The organism is Sphingobacterium puteale, from assembly GCF_003627955.1.
Classification (GTDB): domain Bacteria; phylum Bacteroidota; class Bacteroidia; order Sphingobacteriales; family Sphingobacteriaceae; genus Sphingobacterium; species Sphingobacterium puteale.
In genome coordinates this window covers 83,762-97,254 of sequence record NZ_RBWS01000006.1, presented here as the reverse complement: position 1 = coordinate 97,254, position 13,493 = coordinate 83,762, and the positions used below count along the sequence as shown (strand labels likewise).

At 40.1% G+C, this 13,493-nt stretch carries 10 protein-coding genes; 2 read left to right on the top strand and 8 right to left on the bottom strand.

Annotation, left to right across the window (positions count from 1 at the left end; translation table 11 throughout):
* Positions 1-263: 263 nt before the first annotated feature.
* The 7 genes from D7322_RS07810 to D7322_RS07780 form a co-directional block, all read right to left on the bottom strand.
* Positions 264-2,138 (bottom strand): RagB/SusD family nutrient uptake outer membrane protein, encoded by a 1,875-nt coding sequence (locus tag D7322_RS07810; RefSeq protein WP_220700032.1) that lies wholly within the window; start codon positions 2,136-2,138, stop codon positions 264-266.
* A 17-nt stretch (positions 2,139-2,155) separates the two neighbouring features.
* The gene (locus tag D7322_RS07805; protein ID WP_220700031.1) at positions 2,156-5,506 is read right to left on the bottom strand and encodes a TonB-dependent receptor; all 3,351 of its coding nucleotides are present in this window, start codon (positions 5,504-5,506) and stop codon (positions 2,156-2,158) included.
* A gap of 86 nt (positions 5,507-5,592) precedes the next feature.
* On the bottom strand, positions 5,593-6,711 hold the full coding sequence (locus D7322_RS07800; RefSeq protein WP_121122949.1) for a FecR family protein: 1,119 nt from the start codon (positions 6,709-6,711) through the stop codon (positions 5,593-5,595).
* 68 nt (positions 6,712-6,779) lie between these two features.
* Positions 6,780-7,331 carry an RNA polymerase sigma factor gene (locus tag D7322_RS07795; RefSeq protein ID WP_121122947.1) on the bottom strand — a complete coding sequence of 184 codons (552 nt, stop codon included), beginning with the start codon at positions 7,329-7,331 and terminating at the stop codon, positions 6,780-6,782.
* A gap of 304 nt (positions 7,332-7,635) precedes the next feature.
* A complete protein-coding gene (locus D7322_RS07790; RefSeq protein WP_121122945.1) occupies positions 7,636-8,109 on the bottom strand; it encodes an SRPBCC family protein in 474 nt (157 codons plus the stop codon).
* Positions 8,110-8,822: 713 nt separating this feature from the next.
* Positions 8,823-9,812: a hypothetical protein gene (locus tag D7322_RS07785; protein WP_147430329.1), complete on the bottom strand. Its 990-nt coding sequence runs from the start codon at positions 9,810-9,812 to the stop codon at positions 8,823-8,825.
* An 82-nt stretch (positions 9,813-9,894) separates the two neighbouring features.
* Positions 9,895-10,524 carry a Pr6Pr family membrane protein gene (locus D7322_RS07780; RefSeq protein WP_147430327.1) on the bottom strand — a complete coding sequence of 210 codons (630 nt, stop codon included), beginning with the start codon at positions 10,522-10,524 and terminating at the stop codon, positions 9,895-9,897.
* 201 nt (positions 10,525-10,725) lie between these two features.
* Here D7322_RS07780 and D7322_RS07775 point away from each other — a divergent pair, with 201 nt between their 5' ends.
* On the top strand, positions 10,726-11,472 hold the full coding sequence (locus tag D7322_RS07775) for a hypothetical protein (RefSeq protein ID WP_121122938.1): 747 nt from the start codon (positions 10,726-10,728) through the stop codon (positions 11,470-11,472).
* A gap of 37 nt (positions 11,473-11,509) precedes the next feature.
* Here D7322_RS07775 and D7322_RS07770 read toward each other — a convergent pair whose 3' ends face one another.
* Positions 11,510-12,070 carry a hypothetical protein gene (locus D7322_RS07770; protein WP_121122936.1) on the bottom strand — a complete coding sequence of 187 codons (561 nt, stop codon included), beginning with the start codon at positions 12,068-12,070 and terminating at the stop codon, positions 11,510-11,512.
* Positions 12,071-12,450: 380 nt separating this feature from the next.
* Here D7322_RS07770 and D7322_RS07765 point away from each other — a divergent pair, with 380 nt between their 5' ends.
* Positions 12,451-13,410: a bifunctional helix-turn-helix transcriptional regulator/GNAT family N-acetyltransferase gene (locus tag D7322_RS07765; RefSeq protein WP_121122935.1), complete on the top strand. Its 960-nt coding sequence runs from the start codon at positions 12,451-12,453 to the stop codon at positions 13,408-13,410.
* The last annotated feature ends 83 nt before the right edge of the window (positions 13,411-13,493 follow it).

Below are 13,493 nucleotides of genomic sequence, written 5' to 3'. Positions count from 1 at the left end.
ACCGGTACAAACAGCAAAACTATATCCATTTTAAAACAGGGGCTTAACTCCCCCGCTTTATAGTTCCCTCAGTATTCCCTAAGTTATTGGATGAAATTCACTAAAACCCATAACCGGGCGCCCGATCGGTAATCCATGGGCTAAATTAAAAAGGCAACTGCTATCTGAGGGTAACGCTTATTATTCTGTGATTATTAAATAGCCGCTTAGGTTTACCCCCTGAGCGGCCCAAGATTATCTAAAAAAAGGAGTGCGATTCTCCATTAATTCCAACCGGGGTTTTGCACCAGGTTTGGATTTTTGTCTATCTCAGTTTGAGGAATTGGAAACCAATAGTTTTTAGCCGTAAAAATACGCTTTTGGTATACGGAGCGTTTGAAAAATGCTTTTGGATTAGCCTCATTGTCGTCCTTTTCTGTGCCCGAAAAATTCATACCATAAAAATTACCATTCAGTTCGGTCTCTCCTATTTTCCAGCGCCGAATATCGCGATAACGGATACCCTCATTATTGAGTTCTACGCGGCGTTCATTTCTGATTACTCTTCGCATCTCTTCCTGTGAGGTAGGAACAGGAAGCGCATCCTTCCCAGCACCATATTGTGGTATTCCTCCTCGTACACGAATCAAATTGACGTATTTTAAGATATCAGCATTGTTGGGTTCTATCTCATTGAGGGCTTCGGCATAGTTCAGATAAGCCTCACCCAAACGATAAAGTATACCCGGCCGATACGGATTTGTGTTATTGCGCGGGTCATGATCGGGGTGGACTTTCTTCCGTACCAGATACCCATTCTGCGGTGCGTCGTGTGTAGGTCCCCCATCCCAATTTCCGCTGTAAAACTGCGTGGTTCGATTTTCTCTTCTATACCAAGCGCCATTGTATAATACTGAAATATAAAACCTTGGTTCACGATGGGTATACATATTATAGGTCCCCTCCAGTGTGACCTTGCCGTTGCCTTGAGATTCGGTCCAACGAGTATTTCTGATTTCTGCCGCCTTTGAAAATCCCTTCTCCTTATAGCCGGATAATGGGTCGTCTATAGTCCTACCATTTTCCATAAAAAAAGCATCGACCAATGACTGCGTAATCCCCAGGCCACCGTTCCCTCCTGTTCCCCTAGGCTGTGCATGGCGGTCGTACTCCCAGATATTACACTCGGGACGCGCAAAAAGAATCTCTTCATTCCCATCCTGAGGTCTGCGAAATAGCATATTTTGATAGGATAAAAATGGATCAACGGTACCATCGCTGTTATACTCAACATATAATTTGTGTCCCGCTGCTTCGGCCTTTTCAATAAGCAGTTTGGAAGCTGCAGCTGCTGTTTTCCATTTATCCGCGGTATAAGTGCCATTAAATATTGCCTCGCCTTTTTTATTTACAAAGCCGGAGTATGCTGCATTCCCATTGACCAATGGACTTGCAGCAAATAAAAGCAAACGCGCCCGCACCGCCAGACACATAATAGAAGTAGCCCGACCATACTTCTGCGCAGCACTGTACCTTGGGGGTAGAATATCCGACAAATTCAAAAGTTCTTTTTCTGCCCATTGCACCACCTGGTCAAATGGCGTCTGTCCGATCATCAGCTCTTCGGCAGGTGCATTGGGATCTGTCAAACCAAGATGGAATGGTATAGCACCATAGGTTTCAAGCAGAAGTGTATAATAATAGGCTATCATAAAGCGTGCTTCGGCCTTCATCAGGTTGACCTCTTCCTCCGTGACCAACTGCGCGGGATTAGGCTTAACATTATCCAGAAAAATATAGGCCGAACGTATCCGTTTTGGAAGTTCCACCCAATAATTGGGATCCCAGGAAGTGCTTGGATTCCAGTTTCCCGTCTGCATACCAATAACTGACCAGCCAAACTGTTCCCAGCCTGTGGACGGAGCCATGTCATCTGAGAGCGGATCCCACCCCAGTGTTCGCGTATTTCCCCAATAGGGATCTGGCACGTTACTGTATACACCTGCCAGCCAGTCTTCAGTTCTGGTTTTATCTTTAAAAATCATTTCAAGGGTAAGTTGATCATCAGGACTTTTATCAAGATATTTAGAACAGGAAGTCGCCGTAACACCCAAAGCGACTAATAATAATATCTGGGTAATCTTATATTGTATTTTCATCTTCATATTGATTAATGCTATTTAAAATTTAATTCCAGACCCATGGAGACCGATTTCATAATCGGGTAACGCATTCCGTTATTTGAACCAAGCTCAGGATCCCAAATCTTAAAATCACTCATTGTCAAAAGATTGTTTCCACGCAGGAATATCCTGAAATTTCTAATGGAAAAGTGATCCAGCAATGTTGATGGTAAGCTATATCCTATTTCGATATTACGTAGGCGAATAAAACTCATATCTCTCAGCCACCAAGTGGATGCCAGGTTATTATTGGCACTCTGGTAATCAGAAAGTCGTGGGTAAAAAGCATTCTGATTGGGGTTATTTACAGTCCATCTATCCGAAACATTGTCGAACATATTCCCCATGGCACCATTGGCACTTCCGGGGATAAAGTTAGCTCCACCGATAATACGATAAGTCCGAGAGATACCTTGAAAAAAGAAACCAAAATCAACCGCTTTGTACCGTACATTGGTACCAAAACCAAATACAATCTGGGGGTCTTCAGTACCGCCAATTGCTGTTCTATCAAGTGCATCGACGAGGCCGTCACCATTCAGATCACGGTATCGGATATCGCCCGGACGTACCGGACCAAAGGTATGCCGTGGGATATCAGGCCTTAGTGTACCATTGGCGACATCCAAAAAATCAGCATCGGTAAAAAGTCCCTCGTCAATAAAACCGAACAATTGGCCAATAGGCTTTCCCGTAGAAGACCGCGAAGTACCGATCACTGCGCTTGGCTCATCTTGCTCTAAAATCTTGTTGCGTGCATAAGTAAAAGTACTGCGCACTGAAAGGTAAAAATCGGGATTCAACTGTTTATTTAATTCAAGTGACATATCTATGCCTCTATTGTTTACCCGGCCAAAATTTGCCCATGGTGCATTGGTAAAACCACTTGAACCAGGTATGGAACGGCGCTGCATAAAGATATTTTTACGATTCTCATTAAATAAATCAAGCTGGAATTCCAAAGCCTTCCATAAACCGAGTTCAATACCGATATTGGATTTGGCCACAGTCTCCCAAGTTAGGCTGTTATTACCTTGGTCTCCCTCCATCCTGCCATTACGCTTAAAATCATTATTTAATCCCCAGGAGTAACCGCCTGTTTCATTGATGGTCGTGATATAAGCAAATCGACGGCCATCAAGTTTATCATTACCCACAAGCCCATACGATCCCCGCAATTTTAGTTTTGAAATCTTGCTTTTCAGGTTTTGCATAAAGGGCTCTTCGGAAATATACCAGCCCAGCGCAAAAGATGGAAAGAAGCCATAGCGTTTTCCGGGAGCGAAGTTTTCGGACCCATTATAGCCAAAATTAAACTCAGCAATATACCTGTTGCTATAATTGTAGGAGAACCTGCTTGCTACCCCCTGATTTCGATAAGGCAAAAGATCACCATTATCGTAGTTACGCTGGTTGTACAGGAACATCCCTTCTACGTTGTGATTACCAAAGGACTGTATATAGTTTATGGCTCCTTCGAGATACATGCTTTTATCACCCCAATCTGAGTTTTTTTCATAGCCAAGAAATTCCTGCCCATAGCTATCAATAACAAGCTGTAGCTTTCCATTTTCGTCCCTGCCAATTGCCGGATTATAATAATCGGGGCTTTTGCTCCTAACAACCGACGTGTTTGAATATCTGTCGAAGGAGAAAAGTCCTCTAGCTTTCAGGCCCTTGAGCCAAAAAGAAAGATCCTGTTCGACGGCAAACAAAGATTCAATTTTGCTTGCGCTGATGCGTTCATATCCACGTTGTGTTGCCAGTGCCCACGGGTTTGTCCGCTGCGGTGTCCGTGGTATTTCACCCGAAGAGTAAATGGTAGGATGGACATAGGGAGGAATCGTAAATGCCTCCTGAAACAGTTCATCCACACTTTGTGGAGCTCGGGTTCTATCCTGAAGGTAGCCTCCGATGTTGAGCCTGAAGAGAGTTGTCGGACTGACATTAATATCCACATTGGAGCGTACATTATAACGATTTAGACGGGAAGAGGAATTCCAGGCCTGTTTTTCATCTCGTTCGATCAAGCCACCTTCGCGATAATAGGAAGTTACCAAGGAATAACGTAATATATCCGAACCGCCGTTAACACTGACATTGCCCCTCGAATTTCCGGCACGGTCGCGGAGTACTGCGTCAAGCCAGTTGACATCAGGATAAAGATCTGGATCAGTTTGGTTTCGGATATTATCAATACGTTCTTTCGAATAGAGCCCCTGTTCACCACGGTCCTCCCGGATACTGTTCATAACCTCTAAGTATTCAGCGGCGCCGACAAATTTGGGCAGCTGTACGGGCGAGGTAATACCTTGCTCAAAGCGGGCAGATACATTAGGTTTACCCACTTTCCCTCTTTTAGTGTTGATCAAGATCACGCCATTTGCACCACGTACTCCATAGACAGCACTTGCGGCTGCATCTTTTAAGATTGAAAATGATTCAATTTCCTCAGGATCCATGTTGTCCAACGAACGCTCAACACCATCGACAAGGATCAACGGGCTGCGACTTCCCCCAAAAGTGCTGATGCCACGAATCCAAAAATTTGAATTGTCATAACCCGGTTCACCTGAACGCTGTACTGCGATAATGCCAGCAAGTTGTCCCGCCAGATTATTGCTCATGGAACGCGATGTTCCAATCTGTAATCGCCGGGGTTCAATCGTAGTGATCGCTCCGACCACAGAAGCTCGCCGCTGTGTACCAAAACCAACAACGACAACCTCATCCAGTGCACTAATGCTGTCAGCAAGCACAACGGTGTAATCTCCATTTGCCTTAAGGCCTATGCGCTGGCTGACGTAGCCAACCAAGCTGACAGTAAAATAGCTATCCTGAGGCTCCAGTTTGAGCTTAAACTCGCCATTCTCACTAGTGGATGTTGTGTGTTTGCCCAGACCGTTGCTGACCGTAGCATTGGCAAGGGCAACCTTCCGTTGGTTAACAACACGCCCGATAATTACCCGGTCTTCCTGTACCAAAGACTGTTTCGTGGCGCGTTTTACAATGATTGTGTTATCATTTACTATATATGAAACTTTCAGAGCCGAAAAAATCCGGTCCAAAACCATCTTTACCGACTGGTCTTTGAAGGCCATCGATATACGCTTGGAATCGTCGATATCATTTGGGGAATAAATAAATTTTAAACCAGTCTTAGTATTCAGTTCTTTAAATACTTGCTTTACGGGTAGGTTGTTAAAATCTATGGTAATGTTTTTTTGAACATCAAAGAATGGCCTGGCTGAACTAAATAACCAGACAAGGCCGCCTAAAAAAAGGCATAAAAAGTTTCGCACAAACTTATTTTGTTTGCGTGATGTCATAAGTAATTTATACATTTGAAAATTGATTAATAGTTGATCATTATCAAAAGCCGTTAAGGCGCGATTAGGAATGTAGCAGCATTCCTAATTTTTTTATGGATTTACCGTGTTACATATATTATTCCTTTCTTTTTTGAATAGTTTATATTATTGGTCATTTTAATGATGTTTAGAACTTCCTCGATATCCTCGTATCTGCTGATCATACCTGTGATAGGAAGATCCGCAATTACTGGATCAATACGAATGTCAGTACCATACCACTGCTCAAATTCGAGCACGACTTCCGCAAGTCTTTCGCTATCAAAGTAAAATAAGCCTTTACGCCAGGCATTGGCTTTTTCGATATTCCTGGATTGGATCAATAAAATCTTTGGCTTGTCTTTTTCCACAAAAGCCTGCTGCCCCGGCTTAATGAGCACCTGCGTCCCATAACGATTATGCGTAAGGCGGATACTCCCCTCGCTCAACAGCACATTTTCTTCCACACCATCGGATGCGTTTACGTTGAATTTGGTACCCAGCACCTCAATGGTCTGTAAGGAAGAGTGAACCGAAAAAGGAATTCTTTTCCCCATTGTGTATTGCTTATATACATCAAAGAAAACCTCTCCTGTAACACGTACAGAGCGGTTACTCTTATTAAAATTGGGATCTAGCTCTAACGTTGCCATATAATTGAGCCAGACCTGTGTACTATCGTCCAACAAGACTGAAAAGACCTGTCGTGACGGATTCTCGATGCGCAATTTACCATTGCTCGTTCTATGAGGAAACGCGCCAAGTGCAAGAACTTTCTCTTCGTTTATTATTGTGTAATGACTACCCGGTGGCAAAGTATCTAATAGGTCAAAACGTTTTTGATTGCCAATGATCAAGGCCGGATTTTGGTGTGTAGCATGATAGAGCGTTGATGGTCTATTTTCTTGTTTGTTAACCCAATAGGAAATAAATGTCCCCAATAGAATAATTACACTTGCCGCCGCGTACCAAGTCCTATGTAAACGTTGCGGTATAGGCCGTTTTTCAATATGCTTCTGCACTCCCTCTCTGATCTCCTCTCCGATACGGTCCAGATCAGTGTGTTCTGCTCCGCCCTTGTCTATGGCATCATACAGCTTTTCGACAAATTGTTGTTCCTTCAGATTGGTTCTCCCCGAAATATATCGGTCGAGCAGATCTTTTAAAACTGTGCGAACATGACGTTTCCTTTCAGACATATCAGATGGTTTATATTGGTCCCTTTCTTATATGTCGTTGTCACTAGCGACAATTCCCAAAAAAAAAATTAAAAAAACATGAAAAGAATTTTGTGTATCAGATCTTTTAATGTATTTGTCGTATTGAGCAGTTGATTCTGAACAGTTTTAGTAGAGATCCCAAGTAATTTTGCAATCTCCTTAACTGTTTTATCTTCGTTATAACGAAGTTGGAATATGGTTCTGCGCTTTTGAGGCATACGTGCGATCCATATATTAAGCATGCTTTCGAGTTCGGTCTGTATATATCGTTCATCAGCCGTTGATCCATCACTCAACTCTTCGACCAAGGTTTCCAATTCGTCAAAATACTTTTTCTCTTTTCTAAATTTGTCGATCACTTTAAAACGAACAGCTTGACAAAGATAATGGTCTACATCCTGGATCGTTTTACGGTCCCGTTTCTCCCATAAATCGATATATAGATCCTGGATAATTTCTTTTGCAGCATTTTCATCTTGCAGTTTTCGAATAGCAATTTCATATAATTTCTTCCAGGTCCGATGGTAAAGCTCGTCAAATGCGCCTTCATTCGACTCTTTCACCAAAAGAAAAAGATCCTCTAGACTTGTATTGCACATAACTGACGATTTACAATGTTGCGAAACTATAGTGGTTTAAAATTGATGGATGCAATATATAAATTCTAGAGGGAACTTCCTATAAGCGTCATATATTCAACAAGCGATTAAAATCAACAAGCGATCGAAGCTCCGTTTTATAGATACACTATTGGAAAACGAAATTATATTTTATCAAAAACAAACTCGTTTCATTTGATATCCTAAGCTTCAGATCATCGCCCGTAACGATCCGAAAAAAGGTGAGGCTGTAAAAATCCTAGAAAATTTAGAACGTCTTTATAGCAATATCCCTACAGAAGATCTATGGTTTGCTTTTCGTTTGATTAAATAATTCCTCCAAAACCCGATAACGATAGTCAAAAATGCGCTCTAACTTCCTTTTGACAAAGATCTCATGGGCAACTGTTCCTAGAATTCCCATAGGTAGCTCATAATCGACCGTATCTATCATCAATACTCCCTTTCCATTTGGAATAAATTCATGAAAATGGTTCCAGTACTTATAAGGACCTTGAACTTGAAAATCCGTAAAACTTTTATTTTTTTCAACCTGTGTAATTTTTGTCTTCCATTTCAACCGAATTCCGAGGATCGGTGATACAAAATAATCAATGATCAGACCTTCAACAATTTCATCCCGACCAAGGTCGGAAACAACAACAAAGCCCATCTCTTTTGGCGTTATTTCAGAAAGGTTCATCGGGGAAGAAAAAAAATCCCATGCAGTTTGGATATCACACTTCAGTTGCTGCTCCCTATATAGTTTATATCTCATCTTAATAATCTAAGCTTAGACCAATTTGGCCATCTGATTTGATAACAGCTTCACTATAGTTTTGGTTTATTAAATACGCAAAAACAGCAATTACTTTACGAAACAACTATAAAACGGTATGTTTATTTAACAGAATAACAATTTATCCCAAATACTTTTCTGAAGATCGAACCGCAACAGATCACCATAACCATCATCGTTTATATATCAATTCTGATAAGAAAACTGGACTTACCAGTATCTATTTATTCAGGACAAAATAACAATCGGCTCATACCATATCTTATAATAATAAGGTAATTACTTGGATTTAACAGGGGGTTAACAGGGGTATAACAGGGGTAAATCCCTGTTAAATCCCTGATATATCTCTACTAAATAACTCTTATAGCTAATTTAATATCGAATCTGCTATTCAGTTAGTAGGAAGTTGGCTAGCAGCATCCCTAAACAATACTACCCAACCCTGATAATGAGGGGCTACTGTAACCTACTTGTCGAATCTTGAAAAATTAAAGCAAAAGGAAAAGACCAATTTTTATAGTCTTGCACGTTATTCAAACAATCAGGTGTATAAATGTCCTTTATCTAAACGGATACATATCCGGATCTAGTCACCATGAAAAAAACCTGATTCAAAACGATGGAACTCTTAGGATTATCATCGTTACTACACCTGCGTAATAATTGCGGATAATATGTTCAGTTTTTGATTAATCCTGAAATTCGCGTTTTTCCAACCGTCCTTCCCGGTATACTTCAGTATAGATCAATTGTCCTTTTTGGCGAGTTTCTAATATAGGCATTCCGGTTTCTTCGTTATATTTCTGCAATAATTTATAAAATTTCCATTTCCCAACCGGCAAACCGTTTTTATAGGTTGCTTCCAAATAGCTATACGGGTCCGTAAATGTTGGATAATTCTGTAAATCGATACAGCTGTTTAATTTAAATTCGATCCACTTCCCTTCTCTATTATGATTTTTCACCATTCCCTGTTCTTCGTCATTTTTATAGAAACCATCATGATCATAGTATCTGGAAAATTTTCCTGAGGGTAGAAGCCGGTATTTATGTAATGGTTTTATGCGAAACGGATCTTCACTAAATTCATAATCCCGAAGAGAAATAATATAATTCTTGTCTATATTAAATAATGTATAGTTTGTATTTCCCATTTCTCCTTCATGATGTAGATAGATTCTCTTCATATCAATAAGTTGACCTTTCTTGGTTGAGATTAAATACATTTTTTCAATAAATGGGTGAGCGTAACGAACTGTATTATAAACAGCCATAAAATACATTGAATATGCCCCATAACATAAAAAACGGGATGAAATTTTTATATCACTATATTTTTCATTGACATCTCTACTAAATGGCAGAAAAATATCGTATTCTTCCGGAAGTAATACAAGATCTTTTTTGACTGGCTGATCAAATCTTAATGCATTCATGTCCTTTATCATACCATCATTTTCCACCATCGGCAGCATGGAGTCGATGCCTAGCTCTTTTGAAATTGCTGAATACCCAAATGGCAACGTTACACGATCTGTTTTATTTGTATTAAAGTAAATTGGTTCGTTAACTGCAACATGTACCACAGAATCTATTACCTTCCTATTTGTCTGAGCTTTACTGTAGCTAGAAAAAAGGAAAAGCACAACAACAAACCAAGCGATATTAATTTTATGCATATACCCTAAAATAATATTCTGTATTACACTAATTGCAATCATGACATTTACATTGATTTTGATTCCCGCGGAGATAACCTTATTACCGTCTTTTAGCAAGTCGTCTATTTATTAAAATTAAAAGTAATCCGATAAACACAAAAACCAAAGCTACGATCAGGCTATTTGTCAGTACTTGGTTCATTCCCAACATGGAAACATCAATGAAGGGATAGGGGTAAAATCCAGAAATTGCGCCGTGCCACAAAGTATATAGCAGGTAAAGGAACGGATAAAGTAACCAGCTAAAAACAGATCGCCATTGTAGGGCAGCTTTATCCAGCGAGCACCACCAGTGAATTAACACCAATATAGGAACAATGGAATGAAGCATTTCGTCAACAACCCTGGTTATCCCTACCGGTTGCCACAAGTAGCGCAAAACTGTATTATAGATGAGTCCGACAATCAGAATATATAATGTTATCGCTGTAACTACTGCTGGTTTGACAAAAAATCGTCCGATGACATTCTGCGGAAAAAGTACGGCACTGCTGCAGCAAATTGCGACCATTAAATTCGTCAAAATGGTAAAGTAACTAAAAAATCGAACGACCAGATCACCAGTTGAAATCGTAGCATTACTCATACTAATCAAAAACTGCGCAATAATTGCAATCCAACTTAACAGCGCAATAAAAGCTACGAGGCTTTTCTTGGTTAAAATCATCATACCCATTTACTATAGTAAAAATAAACAATTTATCAAATAAAGTCCAGCCTATTCTACCAAAGCATGTTTCTCGAACATCAAAGCATTCTATTCATTTCTTCGAAAGAAAATATAGCCATGATGCTTCATTTCCCAAGACAATGTTGTAAATTCAATGTTATAAAAGATCAATTCATAGCGTACCCTGGATTAATGCGACCTATGTTCAAAATAAGCGTAGCAATAACGATCATTTTTCTCTTTTTAATAAGGACAGCTTTGGGTCAGGCAAATAAGGAATTTGCCGTTGGCTATGCTGACAGTTATGATAATCTTCCTACGATTTATTTTAAAAAAGCTACGGAACAAGATTATAAAAAGGCAAGTGCAGTAAATCAGCTTACCCACTCTATTCCCATTATCAATGGGAAAAACATTATTATTCCTACAGGGAAAGGAAAGATCAAGCTACACAAATACAACGATTCTCCGGATCAGCCGGAAGGGTTCCGGGGCTGGGAGTACAAAGGCTATTTTCCCATTCTAAAAAGTTACGCCCTGATCAGCCATAGTGTTTCGGAACATTTAGGTTTCAGTGACTTGGTATTGATAGACAGCAATAGTGCGGTAAAAAATACCATTATTTCAGTCGGCGATGCCGCAGTAGAGCTCCCTATTCCTTCACCTAGCGGCCGTTTTTTGACTTACTACTACAATTATGACTATGAGCGTAATAGCTGTTTTATAGGGCTTCTTAAAATACAGGATGGAGGGAACCGAAAAAAGGGACGTCTTTCAGAGCTCATGAGCTTTCAAACCAAGGATTGGGCTGTCGAGGATATCAGATGGTTAGATGATAATTCCTTTATCGTAAAAGCCTATGCCATGCAGGGCCAAGGCAGTCAAAAAAAGAAGCAGTTTATTTACTTCCTGACAAAGCTGGATACTGTCGTAAGACAAACCGATTGAACCAGGAATTACGCGTTGGAAAGCTTGTCTATTTTTTCTATTTTGCTTTCTCATATTTGTAGCTCGACGTATTATCTGCCCCCGCCAGGAAAACGAATACCCAGCCCCACCTGTTTTGTAATCTATCGAGATGTAGCTGATTATCCTGACCCAGCCATAATTGGAACTGATTATTTTTGATCTGTCCGTATATCAGTGGTATGGGTATGATAATCCGATTATGCCGGGAAACAAAATAATTGTCCTTCAGTTTTCCGTCAAGCAGAATACTCTTCTTTGCTGTATCCCCCAGCAGCCAGGTCGCCTTGATCTGGTTATTTCCAATTGTGCTAAGTCTGATTTTGGCATTTCTGAAATCTAGCAGATCAATTTTATCCCTTAAGATCAGCTGGTTCCAAAGAGAAGAAAATTCAGCATCTTCCTCTTGACTGCTCACATTATTATAGATACCGTCGAAAGCCTTTAATTCAGAAATTTCAAGCATCCCCTCCTTTCTGGTCTGCTTCAATGAAGCGCATCCACATACACTAAAAAAAGTACAAAGGAGCACAACTCCTACAGCTGTCTTTCCTGCCGGTATGCTTCGTCTCAATGTCATTGTTGTACAGTTTATATCCACTTAAATATAATCATAATTCTCCATATATTATTTTTTCGGACAGCCGTACAGTGCGCGTAGTATAGCATCATTTGGTTGACTTATTGTGTAACTCTCTTAAGCTTATAAGTCCACTCGTATTAAATTGTGAATCGCACTTGACATAAAGATACGTAGTTCAAAATAGAGTTTTTCCAATGTTGCAAGCCCTCATTAGTTATCAACTCGCATTTGCGTTTTTTAAGATATGCAAAAATAAATTCGCGGACAAAAAGCGAGCTTCATTTCTCCGATATACTATATTTTTTGAATTTAGTCTTTTAATGTATCTAAATGTTTTCTAAATTTGCATAACTGGTTATATAATTACTTATACTATTATGGAACTATTTGAAAAAACGGGAAAAATAGCCTTAGGTAGCAGATTACGCTATATGGCATCAAATGTAACCGATGAGGCAGCAAGGTTACACGAACTCTATCAGATTGATTTTGCTCCGAAGTGGTTCCCTGTTTTCTTTGTTCTTTCGGAAGGTGATTGCAAAACCATCACGGATATCGCGAACGAAATAGGTCACTCTCAGCCTTCGGTGACTAAAATTGTCAAAGAGATGATCAATGCCGGCCTGGTCGAGGACAATCTACGTTCCCAGGACAAACGAAGAAATATGGTTGGATTGACCAAGCAAGGCAAAGCGCTTTGGGAACGAATGCGAATCCAATGCATTGATATCGATCATGCCATTGATGGTATCATCCAGGAAGCTACCCATAATCTTTGGGAAGCTTTAGCGGAATGGGAGTTCCTTTTGGAACAAAAATCGTTATTGAAACGTGTACAGGAACAGAAGAAAATTCGTGAAAGTAAGGATGTGAGGGTTGTCCCCTATCAGGCTGAATATCGTCAAGCATTTAAATCCTTAAACGAGGAATGGATCTCGACCTATTTTGAAATGGAAGAAACCGATCACAAAGCGCTTGACAACCCTGAAGAATATATTTTAGCAAAAGGAGGAAAAATTCTGGTTGCTCTTTATAATAATGAGCCGTTGGGTGTTTGTTCACTCATCAAAATGGATCACCCCGAATTTGATTACGAATTGGCAAAAATGGCAGTTTCCCCGAAAGCACAAGGTAAAAGTGTAGGCACTATACTGGGGCGCGCGATTATTGAGGAAGCGAAAACTCTGGGTGCGTCGAAATTATATCTGGAGAGCAATACCATACTAAAACCGGCGATCAATCTATATCATAAATTGGGTTTTCAGAAAATTACCGGCTACCCTAGCCCTTATCAGCGCTGTAATATCCAAATGGAACTTGACCTTAGAAACAGCTAGCCAAGAAAAACATTGCTAAGGCTAAAGCCTCCAAAGCTTCCCTTTACAGGAAGCTTTTATTATATTAATTATTTTTGAAAATA

Excerpts from the sequence above, each read along its gene's own strand:
- D7322_RS07780 (WP_147430327.1), bottom strand. The coding sequence starts at position 10,524 with ATGATGATTTTAACCAAGAAAAGCCTCGTAGCTTTTATTGCGCTGTTA.
- D7322_RS07800 (WP_121122949.1), bottom strand. The coding sequence starts at position 6,711 with ATGTCTGAAAGGAAACGTCATGTTCGCACAGTTTTAAAAGATCTGCTC.
- D7322_RS07805 (WP_220700031.1), bottom strand. The coding sequence starts at position 5,506 with ATGTATAAATTACTTATGACATCACGCAAACAAAATAAGTTTGTGCGA.
- D7322_RS07810 (WP_220700032.1), bottom strand. The coding sequence starts at position 2,138 with ATGAAAATACAATATAAGATTACCCAGATATTATTATTAGTCGCTTTG.
- D7322_RS07795 (WP_121122947.1), bottom strand. The coding sequence starts at position 7,331 with ATGTGCAATACAAGTCTAGAGGATCTTTTTCTTTTGGTGAAAGAGTCG.
- D7322_RS07765 (WP_121122935.1), top strand. The coding sequence starts at position 12,451 with ATGGAACTATTTGAAAAAACGGGAAAAATAGCCTTAGGTAGCAGATTA.
- D7322_RS07785 (WP_147430329.1), bottom strand. The coding sequence starts at position 9,812 with ATGCATAAAATTAATATCGCTTGGTTTGTTGTTGTGCTTTTCCTTTTT.
- D7322_RS07770 (WP_121122936.1), bottom strand. The coding sequence starts at position 12,070 with ATGACATTGAGACGAAGCATACCGGCAGGAAAGACAGCTGTAGGAGTT.
- D7322_RS07790 (WP_121122945.1), bottom strand. The coding sequence starts at position 8,109 with ATGAGATATAAACTATATAGGGAGCAGCAACTGAAGTGTGATATCCAA.
- D7322_RS07775 (WP_121122938.1), top strand. The coding sequence starts at position 10,726 with ATGTTCAAAATAAGCGTAGCAATAACGATCATTTTTCTCTTTTTAATA.